Source organism: Streptomyces sp. NPDC031474 (assembly GCF_055581185.1).
The window spans coordinates 446,152-467,525 of record NZ_JBVIJX010000005.1; the positions used below are offsets into that span (position 1 = coordinate 446,152).

17 protein-coding genes, 1 tRNA gene and 1 pseudogene are annotated in these 21,374 nt (G+C 71.1%); 9 read left to right on the top strand and 10 right to left on the bottom strand.

The features are described 5' to 3' along the window. The first annotated feature begins 32 nt into the window (after positions 1-32). Positions 33-1,334: a cyclopropane-fatty-acyl-phospholipid synthase family protein gene (locus ACZ5SK_RS12710; RefSeq protein ID WP_334579382.1), complete on the top strand. Its 1,302-nt coding sequence runs from the start codon at positions 33-35 to the stop codon at positions 1,332-1,334. Between the two features lie 72 nt (positions 1,335-1,406). Here ACZ5SK_RS12710 and ACZ5SK_RS12715 read toward each other — a convergent pair whose 3' ends face one another. After that, positions 1,407-3,935: an ABC transporter permease gene (locus ACZ5SK_RS12715; RefSeq protein WP_468156420.1), complete on the bottom strand. Its 2,529-nt coding sequence runs from the start codon at positions 3,933-3,935 to the stop codon at positions 1,407-1,409. Positions 3,936-3,989: 54 nt separating this feature from the next. After that, a complete protein-coding gene (locus ACZ5SK_RS12720) occupies positions 3,990-4,814 on the bottom strand; it encodes an ABC transporter ATP-binding protein (RefSeq protein ID WP_334579384.1) in 825 nt (274 codons plus the stop codon). Between the two features lie 429 nt (positions 4,815-5,243). Here ACZ5SK_RS12720 and ACZ5SK_RS12725 point away from each other — a divergent pair. The 3 genes from ACZ5SK_RS12725 to ACZ5SK_RS12735 all read left to right on the top strand — a co-directional run bounded on the left by ACZ5SK_RS12725 (position 5,244) and on the right by ACZ5SK_RS12735 (position 7,847). Continuing rightward, positions 5,244-5,327, top strand: a tRNA-Leu gene (locus ACZ5SK_RS12725). A gap of 212 nt (positions 5,328-5,539) precedes the next feature. Continuing rightward, the gene (locus ACZ5SK_RS12730; RefSeq protein ID WP_334579385.1) at positions 5,540-6,733 is read left to right on the top strand and encodes a 4-hydroxybenzoate 3-monooxygenase; all 1,194 of its coding nucleotides are present in this window, start codon (positions 5,540-5,542) and stop codon (positions 6,731-6,733) included. A gap of 211 nt (positions 6,734-6,944) precedes the next feature. Then, entirely contained in the window at positions 6,945-7,847 is a 903-nt protein-coding gene (locus ACZ5SK_RS12735) for a Bax inhibitor-1/YccA family protein (RefSeq protein ID WP_334579386.1), read from the top strand. A gap of 98 nt (positions 7,848-7,945) precedes the next feature. Here ACZ5SK_RS12735 and ACZ5SK_RS12740 read toward each other — a convergent pair whose 3' ends face one another. Then, entirely contained in the window at positions 7,946-8,173 is a 228-nt protein-coding gene (locus tag ACZ5SK_RS12740) for a DUF4287 domain-containing protein (RefSeq protein ID WP_069768564.1), read from the bottom strand. A 104-nt stretch (positions 8,174-8,277) separates the two neighbouring features. Here ACZ5SK_RS12740 and ACZ5SK_RS12745 point away from each other — a divergent pair, with 104 nt between their 5' ends. Next, entirely contained in the window at positions 8,278-8,589 is a 312-nt protein-coding gene (locus tag ACZ5SK_RS12745; protein ID WP_334579387.1) for a hypothetical protein, read from the top strand. Between the two features lie 22 nt (positions 8,590-8,611). On the opposite strand, the gene ACZ5SK_RS12750 is transcribed toward ACZ5SK_RS12745, so the two are convergent. The 3 genes from ACZ5SK_RS12750 to ACZ5SK_RS12760 form a co-directional block, all read right to left on the bottom strand. Further along, the gene (locus ACZ5SK_RS12750) at positions 8,612-9,403 is read right to left on the bottom strand and encodes a hypothetical protein (protein ID WP_334579388.1); all 792 of its coding nucleotides are present in this window, start codon (positions 9,401-9,403) and stop codon (positions 8,612-8,614) included. 270 nt (positions 9,404-9,673) lie between these two features. Further along, positions 9,674-10,894, bottom strand: coding sequence for an acetyl-CoA C-acetyltransferase (locus ACZ5SK_RS12755; RefSeq protein WP_468575954.1), 1,221 nt, complete (start codon positions 10,892-10,894; stop codon positions 9,674-9,676). A 236-nt stretch (positions 10,895-11,130) separates the two neighbouring features. Then, positions 11,131-12,195 carry an SGNH/GDSL hydrolase family protein gene (locus ACZ5SK_RS12760; protein ID WP_334579390.1) on the bottom strand — a complete coding sequence of 355 codons (1,065 nt, stop codon included), beginning with the start codon at positions 12,193-12,195 and terminating at the stop codon, positions 11,131-11,133. A gap of 161 nt (positions 12,196-12,356) precedes the next feature. Between ACZ5SK_RS12760 and ACZ5SK_RS12765 the strand changes: the two genes are divergently transcribed. Continuing rightward, positions 12,357-13,745: a cystathionine beta-synthase gene (locus ACZ5SK_RS12765; RefSeq protein WP_079661810.1), complete on the top strand. Its 1,389-nt coding sequence runs from the start codon at positions 12,357-12,359 to the stop codon at positions 13,743-13,745. Between the two features lie 482 nt (positions 13,746-14,227). Here ACZ5SK_RS12765 and ACZ5SK_RS12770 read toward each other — a convergent pair whose 3' ends face one another. Beyond that, a complete protein-coding gene (locus ACZ5SK_RS12770) occupies positions 14,228-15,073 on the bottom strand; it encodes a helix-turn-helix transcriptional regulator (RefSeq protein ID WP_334579391.1) in 846 nt (281 codons plus the stop codon). Positions 15,074-15,219: 146 nt separating this feature from the next. Here ACZ5SK_RS12770 and ACZ5SK_RS12775 point away from each other — a divergent pair, with 146 nt between their 5' ends. Next, positions 15,220-16,017 carry an SDR family oxidoreductase gene (locus tag ACZ5SK_RS12775; protein WP_334579392.1) on the top strand — a complete coding sequence of 266 codons (798 nt, stop codon included), beginning with the start codon at positions 15,220-15,222 and terminating at the stop codon, positions 16,015-16,017. Between the two features lie 16 nt (positions 16,018-16,033). Here the strand turns inward: ACZ5SK_RS12775 and ACZ5SK_RS12780 are convergent, their stop codons facing one another. The 3 genes and pseudogenes from ACZ5SK_RS12780 to ACZ5SK_RS12790 form a co-directional block, all read right to left on the bottom strand. Continuing rightward, on the bottom strand, positions 16,034-16,465 hold the full coding sequence (locus tag ACZ5SK_RS12780; RefSeq protein WP_334581310.1) for a hypothetical protein: 432 nt from the start codon (positions 16,463-16,465) through the stop codon (positions 16,034-16,036). 121 nt (positions 16,466-16,586) lie between these two features. Then, the gene (locus ACZ5SK_RS12785; RefSeq protein ID WP_468575956.1) at positions 16,587-17,363 is read right to left on the bottom strand and encodes an ABC transporter substrate-binding protein; all 777 of its coding nucleotides are present in this window, start codon (positions 17,361-17,363) and stop codon (positions 16,587-16,589) included. Positions 17,364-17,603: 240 nt separating this feature from the next. Beyond that, positions 17,604-18,718 (bottom strand): annotated as a pseudogene (locus ACZ5SK_RS12790) (ABC transporter ATP-binding protein). 142 nt (positions 18,719-18,860) lie between these two features. Between ACZ5SK_RS12790 and ACZ5SK_RS12795 the strand changes: the two are divergent. Then, the gene (locus ACZ5SK_RS12795) at positions 18,861-20,393 is read left to right on the top strand and encodes an aromatic amino acid ammonia-lyase (protein WP_334579394.1); all 1,533 of its coding nucleotides are present in this window, start codon (positions 18,861-18,863) and stop codon (positions 20,391-20,393) included. Further along, positions 20,390-21,334, top strand: a complete 945-nt coding sequence (locus ACZ5SK_RS12800; RefSeq protein WP_361705802.1) for a MurR/RpiR family transcriptional regulator — start codon at positions 20,390-20,392, stop codon at positions 21,332-21,334. The genes ACZ5SK_RS12795 and ACZ5SK_RS12800 overlap by 4 nt, the downstream gene beginning before the upstream one ends. Positions 21,335-21,374 lie beyond the last annotated feature (40 nt).

Sequence of the window (21,374 nt, forward strand, 5' to 3'; positions counted from 1 at the left end):
ATTCCGGGATCACCGTCACGGAGGTGTGCATCATGGCTGACGCCGCGCCGCGGCTCCATGCGCTCGTCGAACAGTTGCTGGGGGCCCCGCTCCCGGTACGCGTCCGCGCCTGGGACGGTTCGCAGGCGGGCCCGCCCGACGCGCCCGTTCTGGTCGTACGCAACCGCAGGGCCCTGCGTCGTCTGCTGTTCAAACCCGGCGAACTGGGCCTCGCCCGCGCCTGGGTGGCCGGCGACGTGGAGATCGAAGGGGACCTGTACGTCGCTCTCGACCTGCTCTCCGGCCTCGTCTGGGAACGCGGCGAGGACGCCCGTACCCTCGCCCAGGCCCTGCGCGACCCCGAGTTCCGCGCGGCCGTGCGGGGGCTGCTGCGACTCGCCGGGCCCCCGTTGCCGCCCGCCCCGCCCCGCGAGGAGGTCCGCAGAGCCCGTCATCTCCACACCCGCCGCACCGACAGACGCGCCATCAGCCACCACTACGACGTCGGCAACGACTTCTACGAACTCGTCCTCGGCCCGTCCATGGTGTACTCCTGCGCCTACTGGGAGTCCGGCGACGGGGGCCCCGAGAGCACCCTGGAGACCGCGCAGCGCGACAAGCTCGAACTCGTCTGCCGCAAGCTCGGCCTGGGGCCAGGGAAGCGGCTGCTGGACGTCGGCTGCGGCTGGGGTTCCCTCGCCGTCCACGCGGCCCGCGAGCACGGCGCGAACGTCGTCGGGATCACCCTGTCCCAGGAGCAGGCGACGTACGCCCGTAAACGCGTCGCCGACGCCGGGCTCACCGACAAGGTCGACATCCGCGTCCAGGACTACCGGGACGTCACCGACGGCCCGTTCGACGCGATCTCCTCCATCGGCATGGCGGAACACGTCGGCTCCGCGAAGTACCTGGAGTACGCCCAGGTCCTGTTCGCGCTGACCGGACCGGGCGGCCGGCTGCTCAACCACCAGATCGCCCGCCGCCCGCAACGCGACGAGTCGACGTACGACGTGGACGCGTTCATCGACGCCTACGTCTTCCCCGACGGCGAACTCGCCCCCCTCGGCACCACGGTCACCCAGCTCGAACGCGCCGGCTTCGAGGTCCGCGACGTCGAGTCGATCCGTGAGCACTACGCCCTCACCCTGCGCCGCTGGGTGGCCCGTCTGGAGGCCGACTGGGAGCGGGCCGTCCACCTCACCGGTCCCGGCCGGGCCCGCGTCTGGCGGCTCTACATGGCCGCCTCCGCCGTCGCCTTCGAACGCAACCGCATCGGCGTCAACCAGGTCCTGGCCGTCCGCGCCCCCGAGTCGGGCGCCTCCGGGATGCCCCTGCGCGCCCGCACCTGGAACTGACGGCAGGACAACAGGGGCCCCCGGCGCCGTGCGTACGGCGCCGGGGGCCCCTGTTGTCCGCCCTCGCCGCTGCTACTCCGACTTGATCGCGGACAGCATGTTCAGCCGGGACGCCCGCCGGGCCGGCCACAGCGACGCCAGGATGCCCACCCCGGCCGCCAGCACCAGGAAGAGAGCCATCCGGCCCCACGGCAGGACAAGCTCGTACGTCGCCATCTTCGTGCCGATCAGCTCACCGGCCGCCCAGCCGAAGAACACGCCGAGGCCGAGGCCGAGCACCCCGCCGAAGAGCGAGATGACGAGGGACTCCAGGCGGACCATCCGCTTGACCGAGCGCCGGTCCAGGCCGATGGCGCGCAGCATGCCGATCTCCTGGGAGCGCTCGAAGACCGACATCGCGAGGGTGTTGATGACGCCGAGGACGGCGACGATCACGGCCATCGCGAGCAGCCCGTAGAGCATGTTCAGCATCAGCGTGAACATCTTCGCGATCTCGTTGGACAGGTCCTTCTTGCTCTGGACCTTGATGGCGGGGTTGGCGCCGAGGGCCGTCTCCAGCTTGTCCTTCGTGCCGTCCGAGGCGCCGGCGGAGGTCTTGACCAGGACCCGCCGGTCGGCCGGGGACTCCAGGTGCGGGGTGAGGACCGAGGTGTCCAGGAGGATGCCGTCGATGAGCTCGTTGCCCTCGTAGACCGCGGCGACCGTCAGCTGCTGCTTCCTGCCGTCCTCGTAGTTCATCGTGAACGACGAACCGGCCTTCCAGCCGTGGGACTTGGCGACGTCCTCGTCGACGGCGACCTGTGCGCCGCCCACCTTGAACGCGCCGTCGTCGACCTTGAGGTCGGTCAGCTTGCCGATGGTGGAGCCGGTGACGCCGGTGAGGTCCTCGGTCGTGCCGTCGACCCGCCCGTACCCGGCCCGCATCGGGCTGGTGGCGGTCACCCCGTCGGTGGCGTTCAGCTTCTGGTCGATGCCGGCGGAGAGCTCGTTGCCGTTGGCCATCGACACGACGTAGTCGGCCCGGATCGCGGAGGACGCCATCTTGTCGATGGCCTGCTGCAGGCTGCCCGCCATCACCGTCATGCCGGTGATCAGGGTCAGGCCGATCATCAGCGCGGAGGCCGTGGCCGCGGTCCGGCGCGGGTTGCGCACCGAGTTCTGCCGGGCCAGCTTGCCGGACACCCCGAAGATCCGCAGGACGGGGGCGGCGGCCGCGATCAGCGGACGCGACAGCAGCGGGGTCAGGATGAACACGCCGATGATGAGCAGGCCCGCGCCCAGCCCCATGGGGGCCTGGCCGTCGCTGCCGTCCATGGTCGTCGCGGCCAGGATCACGGCGACGCCCGCCGCCGAGAACAGGGCGCCGAGGGTGTTGCGCAGGACGAGCGACTTGGTGGTGGCGGTGGCGTGCACGCTGCTCATGGCCGCCACCGGCGGGATCTTCGCGGCCCGGCGGCCGGGCAGCCACGCGGCCAGCATGGTGATGACGACGCCCACGAGGAGGGCGGCGGCGATCGTGCCGGGCGAGACGACGAGCGGCCCGTCGGGGACGGTCGCCCCCAGCGTCCCCAGCAGCGAGCGCAGCCCGGCCCCGATGCCGATGCCGGCGACCAGACCGGTCACCCCGGCGACCGTGCCGACCACGAACGCCTCGATCAGCACCGACCGCGTCACCTGGCGGCGCGAGGCCCCGACGGCCCGCAGCAGCGCGAGCTCCTTGGTGCGCTGGGCGACCAGCATGGTGAAGGTGTTGGCGATGATGAAGGTGCCGACGAAGAGCGCGATACCGGCGAAGACCAGCAGGCCCTGCTTCAGCCCGCTCATCGACGCGGAGATCATTTCGGCCTGGTCGTCGGCGAGCTGCTTGGCGGTGGTGGTCTCCACCTTGCCCTTCGGCAGGGCCGTGTCCAGGGCCGCCTTCAGCGCGCCCTGCGAGGTCCCGGCGACGGCCTTCACGTCGATCTCGTCGTAGGCGCCGGTCTTGCCGAACAGCTGCTGGGCGGTGGCCGTGTCGAAGAGGGCGAGGCTGCCGCCGGCGGTGACGTTGCCGTCGTCGGTGGTGAAGATCCCGGTGATCTTCGGGGTGAGGACGGGGCCGTCGACGGAGATCCGGACGGTGTCGCCGACCTTGTATCCGGCCCGCTCTGCGGTCTTGGCGTCGATGAGGACCTCGCCCCTGCCGCTCGGCGTGCGCCCCTCGGCGAGCGGGTACCGGGCGTCCTTGTCCCCCCAGTAGTTGGCGCCCTGCGACTGGAAGCCGCCGCCGATGAGCTTGCCGTCCTTGTCGGCGATGGCGGTGAAGCCGTTGACGACCCCGACGGCGGACGCGGCACCCGGAACCTTCGCGCTGCGCTCCAGCAGGGCCTGGGTCAGCTCGGGCGTCTTGCCGATGCGGTCGTCCACGTCCGGCTGGGCCAGCGCGGTGACGGCGACGTCGACCTGGTCGAAGCCCTTGGCGGAGCTGTTCTGCAGGGCGTTGGAGAGGGTGTTGGTGAAGACCAGGGTCCCCGACACGAAGGCCACGCCGAGCATCACGGCGAGCACGGTCATCAGGAGCCGGGCCTTGTGCGCGAGCACATTGCGCAAGGCGGTACGGAACATGGGTGTTGTCTTCTCAGTCCTGCTCGTCGCCGAGCGGTCGGTCCCGGACGGGGATCAGCTGGTGCGGCCCTTGGCGTCGAACTCGGGGGTCTGGGGCCGCGCGGCGGAGCCGCTGGCGTTGCCGCCCCCAGGAAGGCGCCGCATTCGGTCCAGCACCGACTCGGCCGTCGGGCCGTACACCTCGTCGACGATGCGCCCGTCCGCGAGGAAGACCACCCGGTCCGCGTACGCCGCGGCCACCGGGTCGTGGGTGACCATCACCACCGTCTGCCCCAGATCCCGCACGGAGTTGCGCAGGAAGCCCAGCACCTCGGCGCCCGAGCGGGAGTCGAGGTTGCCGGTCGGCTCGTCGCCGAAGACGATGTCGGGCCGGGACGCCAGGGCGCGGGCGACGGCGACCCGCTGCTGCTGACCGCCGGAGAGCTGCGAGGGACGGTGGCCGAGTCGGTCGGCGAGACCCACCATCCGGATGACCGTTTCCAGCCACTCCTTGTCCGGCTTACGGCCCGCGATGTCCATCGGGAGAGTGATGTTCTCGATCGCCGTCAGCGTCGGCAGCAGGTTGAACGCCTGGAAGATGAACCCGATCTTGTCCCGGCGCAGTTTCGTGAGCTGCTTGTCCTTCAGCGAGCCGAGCTCGGTGTCGCCGATGCGCACGGAGCCGGAGGAGAAGGTGTCGAGGCCCGCCACGCAGTGCATCAGCGTGGACTTGCCGGAGCCGGAGGGCCCCATGATCGCGGTGAACTCGGCCTGCCGGAAGTCGACCGAGACCCGGTCCAGAGCGACGACCTGGGTCTCGCCCTGTCCGTAGATCTTCGACAGGTCCGTGGCGCGCGCGGCCACTGCGGTGGTGCGCTCGGCGAGGGGGCTGGTGGTCACGGGCGTGAGCTCCTGTCGGGACGACGGCATGGCGGGACGGTGTGTCCAGGGGACGTGAACCATCGTCCCGGCCGTCGGCCGTCGTGTAGTCAGCCGCTGTTCCGGTTCCGAAGGCAGACCCGAGTCGGACCAGCGGCCGTCGTGTCATACCTGGGGATGACTCGCGCCCCCTACGCGTCCTTGGGGCCGCTCAGTCGTTGAGCAAGTGTCAAGAACCGGTGGAGCACCCTTGTTCTGGCGGTGAAATTCCGTCATTCCGCATACGCAAGCGGTTGCCTCGCACGTGGCTACTGGCAAGTGCGGATGGCCAGTTCCAGGTGCTGATGCACCCTCAGACATCAATAAAATAAGACAACATCGGGTCTGCCCGTCCGCTGACGGGGGGACGGATCCCGATAGGGTCGGAAGCTCAAGCGGAGCCCTCGGCCTGCCCAGATGGTGGAATGCAGACACGGCGAGCTTAAACCTCGCTGCCCCTTCGCGGGCGTGCCGGTTCAAGTCCGGCTCTGGGCACTTCCGACGCCTTGTCGATCGCCGCGTCCTTCCGTGAGGTATCGACCGCCTCGACCGTTGACACCCGTTCCGTGGAGGCGCAGACTCACGTCCGAATACAGTGAAGAAAATTTCACTACGCGAACAAGTGTGGCGAACCAGCGCAGCGAACACGATCAGCGAACACGATCAACGAACACGACCAGCGAACAGAACTCCGAAGGGAACGCCCGATGCGCACGACCGTCGGCATCGTCGGCGCCGGCCCCGCCGGCCTCCTCCTCGCCCGTCTGCTCCACAACGCCGGCATCGACTCCGTCGTACTGGAGAGCCGCGACCGGGCCTACGTCGAGCACCGGCAGCGCGCCGGGATCCTGGAGCAGGGCACGGTGGACGTGCTGCGCGCGGCCGGCGCCGGGGAGCGCATGGACCGGGTGGGGCTGCGCCACGACGGCATAGAGCTGCGGTTCGCACGGCAGCGCCATCGCGTCGACTTCCCCGCCCTCACCGGGGGCCGCTCGGTGATGGTCTACGCCCAGACCGAGGTCTGCAAGGACCTCATCGCCCTCCAGCTGGCCGAGGGCGGCCCGCTGCTGTTCGAGACGGAGGCCCTGGCCGTCGAGGACGCCGACACCGACCATCCGCGCATCCGCTTCCGCCGCGGCGGCGCCGAGGGCTCCGAAGGCGTCGAGGAGGTCCTGGAGTGTGAGTACGTCGTCGGCTGCGACGGCTTCTGGGGCGTCTCGCGGAAGGCGATCCCGGCCGAGCTGACCCGCGTCTTCGAACGGACGTACCCCTTCGGCTGGCTCGGCATCCTCGCCGACGTGCCGCCCTCCCACGACGAGCTGGTCTACGCCCGCCACGACCGCGGCTTCGCGCTCCTGTCCATGCGCTCGCCGTCCGTCTCCCGCCTCTACCTCCAGGTGCCCGAGGGCACCGACGCCGAGACCTGGGGCGACGACGAGATCTGGGACGAGCTGGAGCGCCGCTTCGAGACGGACGACGACTGGAAGCTGGAGCGCGGCCCGATCACCCAGAAGTCGGTCACCCCGATGCGCTCCTACGTCCACGAGCCCATGCGGCACGGCCGGCTCTTCCTCGCCGGGGACGCGGCCCACATCGTGCCGCCGACCGGCGCGAAGGGGCTGAACCTCGCCGTCGGGGACGTCGTCACCTTCGCGCGGGCGCTGACGCACCAGAGGCAGACGGGCTCCTTCGACCTCCTCGACGGTTACTCCGAGACCTGTCTGCGCCGCGTCTGGCAGGCCGAGCGGTTCTCCTACGACATGACGACCCTGCTGCACCCCGTCCCCGACGCCACCCCCTTCGAGGCGCGCCTCCAGCTCGCCCGGCTGGAGCGGATCGCCTCCTCCCGCGCCGCCGAGACCGACCTGGCCGAGGGGTACACCGGGTTCCCGTTCGGGTGACCGGACGTGACGGGTCGGCCGGTCTCCGACCGGTTCCGGACAGGTAGCAGGTTGGTCATGAATGAGGGTCGCCGGTGCCGGGAATCACGCTGCCGCGTAGCGTGTTGCGCAGCACAAGAGGGAAAGATCCTCCTCAAGCACTAGGGTCAATCCTTTGCCTACCTATTACCCTTGAGCCCAAGGCGACGCACTGTGGCCATGGAGGAGTGAAATGCAGAGCAGAAACCCGGTCTTCTCGCGACGGGGGTTCAGCCGCGACAACGGCTACGCGGGCTTCAACGCACAGGCCGGGGGACCCGCTGGCGGCACGCAGGCCAACCCGTACGCGCAGGGCGATCCGTACGCCCAGCAGGCGGGCAACCCCTACGCGCAGAACCCCTACGCCCAGCAGGGCCTGCAGCAGGGCGCACCGCCGCAGGCCCCGGCCGCCACCGGCCGGATGACCATGGACGACGTCGTCGCGCGCACCGCGTCCACGCTCGGCACCGTGGTCGTCACCGCGGTGCTGGCCTGGCTGCTGCTGCCCGTCGACGAGGCGAACCTCGGCAAGTCGTACGGCATCGGCATCGCCGCCGCCCTGGTCGCGATGGTGCTGGCCTTCGTCCAGTCGTTCAAGCGCCGCCCGGCCCCCGCGCTGATCCTGTCGTACGCCGCCTTCGAGGGCGTCTTCCTCGGCGTGATCTCCAGCGCGGTGTCCACGTACATCGCGGACGGCGTGGTCGCCCAGGCGGTGCTGGGCACGATGGCGGTCTTCGCCGCCGTGCTCGTGGCGTACAAGGCGGGCTGGATCCGCGTCAACCGCCGCTTCTACGGCTTCGTGATGGCCGCCGCGCTCGGCTTCGTCCTGCTGATGGTCGTGAACCTGCTGTTCTCGGTGTTCGGCGGCGGTGACGGCCTCGGCTTCCGCAGCGGCGCCCTGGGCGTCGTGTTCGGCGTCATCGGCATCATCCTCGGCGCCTGCTTCCTCGCCCTGGACTTCAAGCAGGTCGAGGACGGCATCGCGTACGGCGCCCCGCGCGAGGAGGCCTGGCTCGCCGCCTTCGGCCTCACCATGACGCTGGTGTGGATCTACATGGAGTTCCTGCGGCTCCTGTCGATCCTGAACAGCGACTGACCGCTGCCGCTGAGCGACAACAGCGCGTGACAGCGCGAAGGGCCCCGGGATTTCGATCCCGGGGCCCTTCGTCGTGTCCGGCGGTGTGTGTCGGCGCGCTAGAGCAGTTTGCGCGCGGCCCTCCTCAGGTCGTACTCGTGGATGATCGCCTTGGCGTGGCCGTACGCGAGGTTGTGCTCGGCGCGCAGCCAGCTGACCTTCTCCTCGAAGCGGAGAGCGGGGCCTTCGTCGACGGTGCGCAGCCAGTCGGAGACTTCACGACCGGTGCAGTGGGGGATACGGGCCAGTATGTTGCGGTGGGTCTCCTCGGAGAGGACATGGGACATCGGCGCCTCCGGTAGCAAAGGGGATGTAAGCCGGTCCTTCAGGTCACGGTGCCTGAGTGTTCGCCTGTTGGCAACAGTCCCGGTCCGACGCGTAGTCTCGCGGCGTGGTGGATACGACGTCCCTGACCCGTGCGGTGGATCACTTCGCCGATCGTCTGCGTGCCGCTCCGCAGAGCCGACTCCAGAGAAGCGCTGCCGCGCAGGCGCTGGGGTTGGCCCGGGAGTTGGCCGCCTGGGCCCAGCGTATCGAGGAGCCCGGGGTGGAGCCCCGGGAGATGCCCGACGTCGGGATGTTCGCGGCCGCCGACCAAATCACCGTGGCGGTGCACGATTTGGCCCTCGTGCTGTCGGACGAGGAGCAGGTGGCCGAGGCCGTGCGGCTGGTGCAGGAGGCGCAGAAGCGGGCGGGGGTGTGACGGCGGTGCGGGGGCGAGGCCGCTACAGGCTCGCTATGACCCGGTCCGCCAGGATGTAGACGTTCTCCTCGCCGCACGCGAAGGTCAGGGTGTAGGCGCCCGAGATGCCCGAGCCGCCCAGCAGGAACGGGGTTTCGCCGGCCGTGAGAGCCGTGGCGAGACGTTCCGCCGTCTCGCGGTGGCCCGGGGTCATGCACAGGGTCGTGCCGTCGGCGAAGACGTAGACGTCGAGGGTGCCGAGCGGGCCCGGGCGGACGTCGGTCAGCTCGATGCGGGACGCGGCCAGTTCCTCGAGGGTGGCGACGGTGCGTTCGTGATCGTTGACCATCGGTGACTGGACCGGCACGAAGTCGGGGTGGGACGGGTGGCGGCGGCGGGCCGCGGCCAGCTCGGGGGACTCCCCGGCGAACTCGTCGGCGTCCGCGGTCGCCTCGGTCACCGGCTCCAGGGGCTCCAGGCCCACGAAGTCGCTCTGCCGGGGCAGGAACAGCTCGCTGTCCGGCAGGCCCAGCAGGGAGGGGGCGTCGGAGGCGTCACGCGCCTCCTGGGCGGCCCAGAAGGCGCGCGCCTCGGCGAGCTCCCGCTCCCGCTCCTCCGCGAGCGCCTCGGCCACCGCGGCGCGTATCTCAGCCGTGTCGGCGCTCGTGCGGGCGGCCGGAACCCGGCCGCGCAGCTCCGCGGCGTGGTTCTCGGCGAGCTGGGTGTGCAGGGCGGCGACCTGCCGGCGCAGCTGCAAGAGGGTGCGCAGGACGGCGACGCCCACGGCGCCCGTGGCGGCCGTGGTGACCAACAAGGCGATCGGCATGGCGCTCACTGACGTACTCCCGGTTCAAAGTCGACCCCCGACTTCCTACATCAGCTTGAAGGGTGGACTATCCCGCTGTCAGTGCGTAACGTCACGAAACGGACAGGACTTTGGGCCTGAGGTTTGGTGTTGAACCGCGCTGAGCTGCGTAAATCCCTCCGGGAGGGAGATAGGTCACATCCTGGGGGAGATTGGATCACAAAACGGCCCGGAGTCCAGGTGCGTTCCGGACTCCGGGCCGTCAACTCACGGTGGGTGCCCATGCGGTCACCGAGAGGTTCAGCTGAGGCGCTCGATGACCATCGCCATGCCCTGGCCGCCGCCGACGCACATCGTCTCCAGACCGAACTGCTTGTCGTGGAACTGGAGCGAGTTGATGAGCGTGCCGGTGATGCGGGCGCCCGTCATGCCGAAGGGGTGGCCGACGGCGATGGCGCCGCCGTTGACGTTCAGCTTGTCGAGGTCGATGCCGAGGTCGCGGTAGGAGGGGATCACCTGCGCGGCGAACGCCTCGTTGATCTCGACCAGGTCGATGTCGTCGATGGTGAGGCCGGCGCGACGCAGCGCCTGGTTGCTGGCGTCCACCGGGCCGAGGCCCATGATCTCGGGGGAGAGGCCCGAGACGCCGGTCGACACGATGCGGGCGAGCGGGGTCAGGCGGAGCTCGCGGGCCTTGGTGTCGCTCATGATGACGACCGCGGCGGCGCCGTCGTTCAGCGGGCAGCAGTTGCCGGCGGTGACCATCCCGTCCGGGCGGAAGACCGGCTTCAGGCCCTGGACGCCCTCCAGGGTGACCCCGGCGCGCGGACCGTCGTCCTTGGCGACGACCGTGCCGTCGGGCAGGGTGACGGGGGTGATCTCGCGCTCCCAGAAGCCGTTCTTGATGGCTTCCTCGGCGAGGTTCTGGGAACGGACGCCGAACTCGTCCATGTCCTGGCGGGTCACGCCCTTGGAGCGGGCCAGGTTCTCGGCGGTCTGCCCCATCGCGATGTAGGCGTCCGGGACGAGGCCGTCCTCGCGCGGGTCGTGCCAGGAGGTGCCCTCCTGCTCGGCGACGGCGGCCGTGCGGGCCTCCGCCTCGGCGAAGAACGGGTTGTGCGTGTCCGGCAGGCTGTCGGAGTTGCCCTTGGTGAACCGGGACACCATCTCGACACCGGCCGAGATGAAGACGTCGCCCTCGCCGGCCTTGATGGCGTGCAGGGCCATCCGGCTGGTCTGGAGCGAGGAGGAACAGTAGCGGGTGACCGTGCAGCCGGGGAGGTGGTCCATCCCCATCTGCACGGCGACGATACGGCCCAGGTTGTTGCCCTGCTCGCCGCCGGGCAGACCGCAGCCGAGCATCAGGTCGTCGATGTCCCTCGGGTCGAGCTCGGGGACCTTGGCGAGGGCCGCCTGGATGATCGTGGCGGTGAGGTCGTCCGGGCGCAGGTCCTTCAGGGAGCCCTTGAAAGCGCGGCCGATGGGCGAGCGGGCGGTCGAGACGATGACGGCTTCGGGCATCACGGCTCCATTGGCGGGAAGGGTTCCGTACGGACACGGCTGCTTGGGAAGTTACCGGTACGTATGGCTTGGGTCACGCGGGTTGCGGTGTGACCCTGACCGCACTTTCTAAGCGCTTGCTTGGGTCTTGGGCTGCCTCGGGCGGTGGGCGGTGGGCGGCAGATGTGCGGGTGGGGCGGCGCCCCGGCCCTGGGGCTGTGCCCCAGACCCCCGTGTGCCCTGAACGGGCCTCGTCCTCACACCCCCCCACTCTCGACTCCGCTCGAGCGGGGGGACCCCCACGACGGACTGATCTGCTCCGCCTCCGGGACCCTCCTGCGCCTGCGCCGCTTCAGCAGGGCCCATGGGCCCCGTGGCCCCGTCGGCATCGCTGCCGTGACTTCCGTGCCCGCCTCCGACGCCGCCTCCGCCGCTGCCCGGGCCACCGGCAGGAAACCCTCGCGCCGGGAGACGTCCGGGCGCTCCTCCTCCGCCGGCCACAGGCCGAGGGCCGCGCAGACCGTGGGCAGCACCGCCATCGCCGCCGTCGCGTACCCCTCCGCCGACGGGTGGTAGTGATCGGGGCCGAACAGCTCGCGCGGGTTCGCCTCGAACTCGGGGCCCAGCAGGTCGCCCAGCGACACCGTGCGCCCGCCCTGCTCGACCGTGCCGATCGTCTGGGCCGCCGCCAGCTGGCGGGACGCCCGGCGGGCCAGCCAGCGCAGCGGCTGCTGGACCGGCTCGATCGTGCCCAGGTCGGGGCAGGTGCCGACGACGACCTCCGCGCCGGCCGTGCGCAGCCGCCGTACCGCCGCCGACAGGTGACGGACCGAGCGGGTGGGCGGCATGCGGTGGGTCACGTCGTTCGCGCCGATCATGATCACGCAGATGTCGGGCACCCGATCGGAGTCCCCGAGGACCAGCGCCACCTGCCGGTCCAGGTCGTCGGACTGGGCGCCCGGGAGCGCCACGTTGCGCAGTTCCACGGGGCGTTCCGCGACCGCCGCCAGCCCCGACGCCAGCAGGGCGCCCGGGGTCTGCCCGGAACGGCTCACGCCCTGGCCCGCCGCCGTGGAGTCGCCCAGCATCGTCAGCAGCAGCGGTTCCTTGCCGGGCCCGGGGGCGTCGTAGGCGTGGCCGTAGCGGCCGTCCGCCTGCGGGACGTGCGGATGCGCCCCGTTGTTGACCTGGCGGCGCGCCAGATGCACCTCCGCCAGCACCAGCCCGACCGCCGCCGCTCCGGCCAGTCCGATGCCGCCGCCGCCGTAGGCCGCGCCGGCCGCGATGCGCCGGGCCACTCTCGCCCTCGACATGCTCGTCATGCCTCGACGCCACCTCCTCGTGTCGTACACCCATCTCCTTGCCCCGTACGGGGCGTCGCCCAATCTCCACCAGGAGTGAACGTGCCGCCCCGGCCGCGACCCGGCCCGTAGGCTGGCTTCACCACTACGACCACAGTTTTTGCAAGCAACCGGAGACAACGGTGCGATTCCACGACTCGATGATCAGCCTCGTCGGCAACACCCCGCTGGTGAAGCTCAACAGCGTGACCAAGGGCATCCAGGCGACCGTCCTGGCCAAGGTGGAGTACTTCAACCCGGGCGGTTCCGTGAAGGACCGCATCGCCCTGCGCATGATCGAGGCCGCAGAGCAGAGCGGGGAGCTCAAGCCGGGCGGCACGATCGTCGAGCCGACCAGCGGGAACACCGGCGTCGGGCTGGCCATCGTGGCGCAGCAGAAGGGGTACAAGTGCATCTTCGTGTGCCCCGACAAGGTGTCCACGGACAAGATCAACGTGCTGCGGGCGTACGGCGCCGAGGTCGTCGTCTGCCCGACCGCCGTGGATCCGGAGCACCCGGACTCGTACTACAACGTCTCCGACCGGCTGGTGCGGGAGACGCCGGGCGCGTGGAAGCCCGACCAGTACTCCAACGCGAACAACCCGCTCTCCCACTACCACTCCACCGGCCCTGAGCTGTGGGAGCAGACGGAGGGCAGGATCACCCATTTCGTGGCGGGCGTCGGCACCGGCGGCACCATTTCCGGCACCGGCCGCTATCTGAAGGACGCCAGTGAGGGCCGGGTGCAGGTCGTCGGCGCCGACCCCGAGGGCTCGGTGTACTCCGGCGGGTCCGGGCGGCCGTACCTCGTCGAGGGCGTCGGCGAGGACTTCTGGCCGACCGCTTACGACCGGACCGTCGCCGACGAGATCGTCGCGGTGTCCGACAAGGACTCCTTCCAGATGACCCGCCGGCTCGCCAAGGAGGAGGGGCTGCTGGTCGGCGGCTCCTGCGGGATGGCCGTGGTCGCGGCGCTGCGGGTCGCCGAGCGGCTCGGCCCGGACGACGTCGTGGTGGTCCTGCTGCCCGACAGCGGTCGCGGATACCTCAGCAAAATCTTCAACGACGAGTGGATGGCGGACTACGGCTTCCTGGAGGACGAGGGTCCCAGCGCCCGTGTCGCGGACGTCCTCAACGACAAGGCGCACGGCTCCATCCCGTCCCTCGTCCACATGCACCCGGACGAGACCGTCGGCCAGGCCATCGAGGTGCTGCGCGAGTACGGCGTCTCGCAGATGCCGATCGTGAAGCCGGGCGCCGGTCACCCCGACGTCATGGCGGCGGAGGTCGTGGGCTCGGTCGTCGAGCGCGAGCTGCTCGACGCGCTGTTCACCCAGCGGGCCTCGCTCTCCGACCCCCTGGAGAAGCACATGTCGGCCCCGCTGCCGCAGGTCGGCTCCGGTGAGCCGGTCGGCGACCTGATGTCGGTGCTCGGCAGCGCCGACGCGGCGATCGTCCTCGTCGAGGGCAAGCCCACCGGGGTCGTCAGCCGCCAGGACCTGCTCGCCTTCCTGGCCAAGGGCGGGAAGTAACTTCCGGGGGCCGGGAGCCGGAACCTCCGGGAAACCTCCGGTGAACGGCCCCTTCGGGCGGGGAACTTCCGTTTGTCTACCGAAACAGTGGACTTCGCGGAAGTGGTACGAGCGCGTCACGTCCGCGCAGCACTCGCTTAACACGCGTCCTGCATATTTATGGATGTCGGCAGGGCGGGAGCGGCTCCCCGCCCCACCGGCACCAAAACGGCGTCACGGACCTCCGGAGCGGCTCCCGGACCTCCACCGACGCCACGGACGCGCAGCCCGGCCTGACCCGGCCCGCGTCCCTCGCGGGGACCGCCGTCGTCCCGCCCCCCGGTATCGGGGGTGCGGCGGTCCCCGCGAAAGCTTTTTCCGGCGCCTGTCGCCGCCCGCGCGGATGAGAAGATCCGCGGCACGCACCGCGGTTGGACTTCGCCGGCTGTGCCGACTGTGCCCATTTCGCCGACCGTGCCCATTTCGCCGGCTGTGCCGACCTCTCAGGTGCGTTTCGTGGCTTCGGGGGCGGGTGACGTCGTCCAGCTGCCCAGCAGTGCCAGGCGTTCCGCGGTGTCCGAGCCCGGCTGGGGGGTGTAGACCAGGAGGGACTGGTTCGGATCCTCGGCGATGGTCAGGGTTTCGTAGGGGAAGGTCAGCGGGCCCGCCACCGGGTGCTGGATGCGTTTCACGCCGTAGGCGCAGGCCCGGACCGGGTGGTCGGCCCACAGGCGGCGGAAGTCCTCGCTCTTCAGGGAGAGTTCGCCGACGAGCGAGGTCAGCCGGCGGTCCTCCTGGTGGTGGCCCGCCTGCATCCGCAGATGCGCGACGCACTGGACGGCCACCGCCGACCACTCCGGGTAGAAGTCGCGGGAGGCGGGGTCGAGGAAGACGTGCCGCGGGATGTTGCGGCCGTCCGGCGTGCTCCCGCTGTAGCCGAAGACGGCGTCGGCGAGCGCGTTCCACGCCAGCACGTCCATCCGGACGTCCAGGACGAACGCCGGGGTGCGCTCCATGCTGTCGAGCATCAGCTGCACGCCCGCGCGCACGCGGGGCGCGGCGCTGCCCCCGGACGGCTTGCGGGGGCGCGCGACGGCGTGCAGGTAGGCGCGCTCCGTGTCGTCCAGGCGCAGGACGCGGGCCACGGCGTCCAGGACCGTGTCGCTGACGCTCGGCCCCCGGCCCTGTTCGAGGCGGATGTAGTAGTCGACGCTCACTCCGGCGAGCTGCGCCACTTCCTCGCGCCGCAGTCCGGGGACGCGCCGGCGCCCGTGCGAGGGCAGCCCGACCTCCTCCGGCTGGATGCGAGCACGGCGTGAGCGCAGAAAGTCCCCAAGGTCCCCGTCCATGGGTTCGATCGTAGAGCAGGGCCTCGATCCCAGCCTGGTACTGGCAGACCCAGGAAAAGCTCATCCCTGGGTAGGGCCGTGGCCGGCGGTGAGAGTGGTGTGTGCCGCCGGGGAGACGCCCCGGCTCACCTTCCCAGGAGCAACAGATGTCGTACGAGAACCAGAACGGCAACCAGTACGCGAGCCCTTACGCGAGCCTTGCCGGCCGTACCGCCGTCGTCACCGGCGCCGCCAGCGGGATCGGCGAGGCGGTGGCGGTGCTGCTCGCCGCCTCGGGGGCCCGGGTCGCGCTGCTGGCCCGGCGCGGGGACCGGCTGGAGGCGGTCGTGGAGAAGATCCGCGCCGACGGCGGCGAGGCCCTCGCGGTCGTCGCCGACGTCACCGACGACGCGTCGGTGGCCGCGGCCGCGGACCGGATCCGGGAGGCCTACGGGACCGTCGACCTGGTCGTCAACAACGCCGGCGTGATGCTGCCGAACCCGGTCGACGCCGGCCGGATCGACGAGTGGCAGCGGATGCTCGACACCAACGTCACCGGGGTGCTGCGGGTGATCCGCGCCTTCACCGGGGACCTGGTGGGCACCGCCGCCGAGGGCCGCAGCGCCGACCTGGTGAACGTGTCGTCCATCGGCGCGCACATCACCTTCCCCAACTACGCGGTGTACGGCGCGACGAAGGCCGCCGTCACCTACCTCTCGCAGTCCCTGCGCACCGAGTTCGGGCCGCGGGACGTGCGGGTCACCAACGTGGAGCCGGGGCTGACCGAGAGCGAGCTGGCGACGCACCTCGACAACGACGAGCTGGCCGGGCAGTTGGACGGCTTGTTCGGCGCGATCGGCGCGCTGTCGTCGGCGGAGATCGCCGACGTCGTCGCCTATGCGACCAGCCGCCCCCGGCACGTCAACCTGCGGCAGATCATGGTGCTGCCGACCCGGCAGGCGTGAGACCGGGCCCGACGGCTCAGTCCTGCCAGTCGTCGCCCTTGCCGGCGGAACGGCGCCGCCGGCCGGCGAACAGCTCGGGGTTGGTGCGGGCGGCCTGGAGGCAGTTCACGCCGACGATGCCGACCCAGGCGGCGAGCACGCCCGGGAAGCCCGCCAGGCCGCCGCCGATCGCCGACAGCGGGATCGCCAGGATCAGCGAGACGATGGCGAACCCGAAGCGGTCACCCCAGGAGTCGGTGGGCTTCGGCGTCCGGGAGCCCCGCGCGGCCACCATCTGCTGCTCGGCCATCTGCCGCCGCACCCGGCGCTCCACCGCGCCGTCGATGCGCTGGTCGATCTTCTCCAGGAACGAGTCCACCAGCGCGGTCTCGTACTCCTCGCCCAGCTCCCTGCGTGTCTGCAAGGTGGCGTCGAGTTCCTTCTTCAGGTCCGTGTCCCGCGCGTCCATGGCCGTCTCCCATCCCGTCATGGACACCAAGATTAGGGAGCCGGGACGCCCGCCGCACTGGGGATAGCCCCCCACTGCGGGGTCGGGTCCGCAGGCGGGTCACGTCCGGCTCACGTCCGGCTCACTTCGCCAGCCCGTGCTGCTTGGCATAGGTGTTCGCCACGTCCTCGGGGTCCTTCTTGTCCTTGTCGACCTGGCGGTTGAGCTCGGTGAGCTGCTCGGTGGTGAGGACGTTGCCGAGCCGCGCGAGTGCCTTGCGGACGGTGTCGTCGGCCTTGCGGTCGGCGATCAGCGGCACGATGTGCTGGCTCGGGATCAGGTTCTCGGGGTCGGCCAGCACCACCCAGTCGTTGGCCTCGATGTCGGTGTCGGTGGTGAAGAGGTTCGCCACGTCCACATCGCCCTTCTTCAGGGCGCCCTTGACCAGCGGACCGTCGGAGTCCAGCGACTTGAACTCCTTGAACTCGACGCCGTACACGTCCTTCAGCCCGACGACGCCCACCTGACGCTTCTTGACCTCGGGGGCCGCGCCGATGACCAGCTTGCCGTTCTGCTTCTTCAGGTCGGCGAGGGGGGCCAGGCCGTACTTCTTCGCCGTCTCGCGGGTGACGACGAACGCGTCGGAGTCCTCGGCCGTGCCGTACGGCAGCACCTGAAGGCCGCCGGGCAGGGCGAGGGTGAGGGCGTTCTGCATGGCGCCCTCCTCGGCGGCCGTGGCCTTCGGGTCGAGGTAGTTGAGCAGGGCGCCCTGGTACTCGGGCAGCAGGTCGATGTCGCCGCCCCTGAGCGCGGGGATCACGATCTCGCGGCTGCCGAGGTTGGGACGCACCTTCACCTTCACCCCGGCCTGTTCCAGGACGGCCGCGTAGAGGTAGCCCAGCACCTGGTTCTCGGTCACCTTCTCGGCCGTGAACGGCTGAGCTCCTGCGCTCGGTTGTTCACGCCTCGTCGCGCTCCCGACTGCCCCCTACAGCGGGACGGTCACGGGTCGCATCTCCCGCGCTCCGGCTATGCCGATGGCGGGACGGGCATGGTGACGAATACCCACGCCGAGCGTGCACGGTCGCGCACGTTGACCCCGGCGACGACGTCGGCGGGGCCAGCGAGCCCACAGCGACGGCAGTGGAAGCGGTCCCGGTCAGGCCGGTTGGCCCGATCGGTGTGGCCGCAGCGCGGCCACCGCGGCGTCCGTGTGGGCGCGGGCCGTGGTGTGCGCCCGGCCCGCGTGGGTGTGGATGTCGTCGCGGGAGGTGACGCCGGTGAGGACGCCGTCGGCGTCGACGCGGGCGACCAGTCCGGTGGGGGAGGCGACCGACTCGTCGAGCGCCGCGAGGAGGGAGTCGGCGTCCTTCAGGGGGCGGACGGGTACCTCGGCCTCCTTGGACGTCCAGTGCAGCGGCCTGCGGGCCTCGTCGAGGGCGAGGGTCCAGGGGCCGCCCTCGGGTGCCGGGCCCTGGGGGACGTCCGCGAGGGTCGCCAGCGAGAGCAGCTTCAGACCGCGCTCGGCGCCGAGGAAGTCGGCCACGAAGTCGTCGGCGGGGCGGGCGAGGAGTTCGGCGGGCGCGGCGCACTGGACCAGGTGGCCGCAGGTGCGGAACACGGCGATCTGGGCGCCGAGCCGGACGGCCTCGTCGATGTCGTGTGTGACGAAGACGATGGTCTTGCTCAACTCCTTCTGGAGTCTGAGCAGTTCGTCCTGGAGCTGGGTGCGCACCACCGGGTCGACCGCGCCGAAGGGCTCGTCCATGAGGAGCACCGGCGGGTCGGCGGCGAGCGCGCGGGCCACGCCGACGCTCCCCCAGTGCCCTAACGGCCTGGGGGCACCCCCAGCTGCCGGCCGCCGGAGAGCTGGTGCGGGTAGCGCTTGCCTGCGTCGGCGGTCAGGCCGACGGTCTCCAGCAGCTCGGCGGCGCGGGCGCGCGCCCTGCGGCGGCCGTGGCCAAGCAGCAGCGGCACGGTGGCGATGTTGTCCAGCACCGTGCGGTGCGGGAAGAGGCCCGACTGCTGGATGACGTACCCGATGGAGCGGCGCAGCTCGGCCGCGTCCTGGCGGGTGACGTCCTTGCCGCCGACCTCGATGGTTCCGGAGGTCGGGTCGACCATCCGGTTGATCATCCGCAGGGTGGTCGTCTTGTCGCAACCGGAGGAACCGACCAGCACGGTCACGCCGCCCTCCGGCATGTGGAGGGAGAGATCGTGGACTGCTGTCGTGCCGTTGGGGAAGCGCTTGTGGACCGCATCGAACTGGATCATGAGATGTCCCTTGCCCGGCTGTATAACGTCATGCAGAGTTCTCTGTAGGTGAATAACTCGTCAACGGTTCGGTGTTAATCCGAGGTAACGGATGACCGGCAGGCAAGATCGGGTGTCCGGATTGAGGGGAGTTTGTGGCCTTATGTCATCTCGGATCGTGGACGCCGCTCATGGGCCCGGTTATGAGACCGGCCATGGGGCCGGCCCCGGTCTCGTCGTCCTGGACGGGATCGCCCTCGGCGTCGCGGATGTCGCGCGCCTCGCCGACGGGACCGCACGGCCCGTCCCCGGCACCGACGCGACCAAGCGGATGACCGAGTCCTGGGACGCCGCCCGCCAGATCGCCGCCACCGGCCGCGTCTACGGCCGCTCCACCGGCGTCGGCGCCAACCGCAACGAGGACGTGCCCACCGAGGCCGCAGCGGAACACGGCCTGCGCCTCCTGCGCAGCCACGCCGGCGCCATCGGCGAGGAACTGCCCGCCCGACAGGTCCGGGCCATGCTCGCGGTCCGCGCCAACCAACTGCTCGCCGGGGGCGCGGGCCTGCGGCCCAGCGTCGTCACGGCGCTGTGCGAAGCACTGGAGAGCGGCGCCCACCCGGTCGTCAACGAGTTCGGCTCGGTGGGCACCGGGGACCTGGCGGCGCTCGCCCAGCTCGGACTGGCGCTCGTCGGGGAACACCCCTGGCGCGGCGACGGCGCCCCCGAACCGCAGCAACTCGACAACAACGACGCCCTCGCCCTCATCAGCAGCAACGCCCTCACCCTCGGCCAGTCCGCGCTCGCCCTGCACGAACTGCGCGGACTCCTGGAGGCCACCCCGGTCGTCGCCGCGCTCTCCCTGCTCGCCGTGGACGGCTCGCACGAGGCGTACGCCGCCCCCGTGCACGCCGCCCGACCGCACCGCGGCTCCGCCGAAGTCGCCCGCCGCATGCGGGAGTTGATCGGCGCCGAGGACCGGCCCACGCCGCCGCTCGGCCGCATCCAGGACCCGTACGGCTTCCGCTGCCTGCCCCAGATCCACGGCCCCGCGCACGACGCCGCCGACGCCCTGGAGGAAGTCGTCGCCATCGAGATCAACGCGGCCGCCGAGAACCCGCTGATCTCCCCCGAGGACATGGCCGCCTACCACCACGGCGGCTTCTACCAGGCCCAACTCGCCCTCGCCCTAGACCACTTCAGGCTGGCGCTGACCCAGGTGGCGAGGCTGTCCACGTCCCGCCTCTCGACCCTCAACGAACCCGCCTACACCCGGCTGCGCCCCTTCCTCGCCGACCCCGAGCCCGCCTCCTCCGGCGTGATGATCCTCGAATACGCCGCCGCGGCCGCCCTCGGTGATCTGCGCGCCTTCTCCGCGCCCGCGTCGCTCGGCCACGCTGTACTCTCCCGGGGCGTCGAGGAACAGGCCAGTTTCGCCTCGCTCGCCGCCCGGCAGACACTGCGCGCCTGCGCCGCGTACCGTCTCGTCGTCGGCTGCGAACTCGTCGCCGCCGTACGGGCGCTGCGTCAGCGTGAACTGCGGCCCGAGCCGGGACTTCCGGCCGCGCGGGCGCTGGAATCGGCCGAGGCGGTGCTCGACGCGGACCAGGCCGACCGCCCGCTCACGGACGACGTGAGCGCGGCGGCCCGGCTGCTGGACCGGTTCACGGACATCTGGAGGGGGAGCGAGGCATGAGCGCCGAAACGGGGACGGAGACGGAGACGAAGACGGGGGTCGGTGTGGGGCGGCCGGATACGGAGGTTGCGGGTGCGCAGTCGGGCGTGGAGCCGGGTGCGGGTGTGCCGGACAGCCCCGGGGGCCGGCTGCAGGCCCTCTTCGAGGGGCACCGGCTGACGCCGACCCAGCGGCGCATCGCGCACAGCATGGTGCGCCGAGCCTCCGACGTGCCGTTCCTGTCCAGCGTGGAGCTGGCCGAACTCGCCGGGGTCAGCCAGCCGTCCGTGACCCGCTTCGCGGTCGCCCTCGGCTTCGACGGATACCCCGCCCTGCGCAAGCACCTGCGCGAGGTCGCGCCCACCGAACAGCCGGCCGGCTCGGCCTCGTACAACGAGTACCAGCAGGCCGTCGAGGCCGAGATCGAGAACCTGAGGCACCTCGCCGAACTGCTCGCCGATCCCCGGCCCGTGCAGCGGGCGGGCCGGCTGCTTGCGGCCTCGCGGCCGCTCCCCGTGCTCGGCCTGCGCGCCGCCGCCTCCCAGGCGTACGGTTTCGCATACTTCGCCGCCAAGGTCCACCCGGACGTACGGCTGCTCAACGAGGGCGGCACGATGATCCACGACCGGATCGACGCCGCCGTCCGCGCGGGCGCCTCGGCGCTGCTCTGCTTCGCGCTGCCCCGGCACCCGCGCGAGGTCGTCGACACCCTCGCCTACGCGAGGGAGGCCGGGCTGAGCGTGGTGACGGTCGCCGACTCCGCGTTCGCGCCGGTCGCCAAGGTCTCCGACCTGCTGCTGCCGGCCGCCGTCGGCACCGGGCTCGCCTTCGACACGGCGTGCGCGCCGATGCTGCTCGGGCGGGTGCTGCTGGAGGCGATGTGCGACGACCTGCCCGACGCGCAGGCCCGGCTGGAGGAGTTCGACACACGGGCCGCGGCCCGGGGGCTGTTCGTGGAGTAGCCCCGCTTTCTCAGACTCGTCTCACGTTCGCTCACTAGTC

Coding starts and splice junctions, on each gene's coding strand:
- ACZ5SK_RS12710 (WP_334579382.1), top strand. CDS start 33: ATGGCTGACGCCGCGCCGCGGCTCCATGCGCTCGTCGAACAGTTGCTG.
- ACZ5SK_RS12715 (WP_468156420.1), bottom strand. CDS start 3,935: ATGTTCCGTACCGCCTTGCGCAATGTGCTCGCGCACAAGGCCCGGCTC.
- ACZ5SK_RS12730 (WP_334579385.1), top strand. CDS start 5,540: ATGCGCACGACCGTCGGCATCGTCGGCGCCGGCCCCGCCGGCCTCCTC.
- ACZ5SK_RS12735 (WP_334579386.1), top strand. CDS start 6,945: ATGCAGAGCAGAAACCCGGTCTTCTCGCGACGGGGGTTCAGCCGCGAC.
- ACZ5SK_RS12740 (WP_069768564.1), bottom strand. CDS start 8,173: ATGTCCCATGTCCTCTCCGAGGAGACCCACCGCAACATACTGGCCCGT.
- ACZ5SK_RS12755 (WP_468575954.1), bottom strand. CDS start 10,894: ATGCCCGAAGCCGTCATCGTCTCGACCGCCCGCTCGCCCATCGGCCGC.
- ACZ5SK_RS12760 (WP_334579390.1), bottom strand. CDS start 12,195: ATGACGAGCATGTCGAGGGCGAGAGTGGCCCGGCGCATCGCGGCCGGC.
- ACZ5SK_RS12770 (WP_334579391.1), bottom strand. CDS start 15,073: ATGGACGGGGACCTTGGGGACTTTCTGCGCTCACGCCGTGCTCGCATC.
- ACZ5SK_RS12775 (WP_334579392.1), top strand. CDS start 15,220: ATGTCGTACGAGAACCAGAACGGCAACCAGTACGCGAGCCCTTACGCG.
- ACZ5SK_RS12780 (WP_334581310.1), bottom strand. CDS start 16,465: ATGGACGCGCGGGACACGGACCTGAAGAAGGAACTCGACGCCACCTTG.
- ACZ5SK_RS12795 (WP_334579394.1), top strand. CDS start 18,861: ATGTCATCTCGGATCGTGGACGCCGCTCATGGGCCCGGTTATGAGACC.
- ACZ5SK_RS12800 (WP_361705802.1), top strand. CDS start 20,390: ATGAGCGCCGAAACGGGGACGGAGACGGAGACGAAGACGGGGGTCGGT.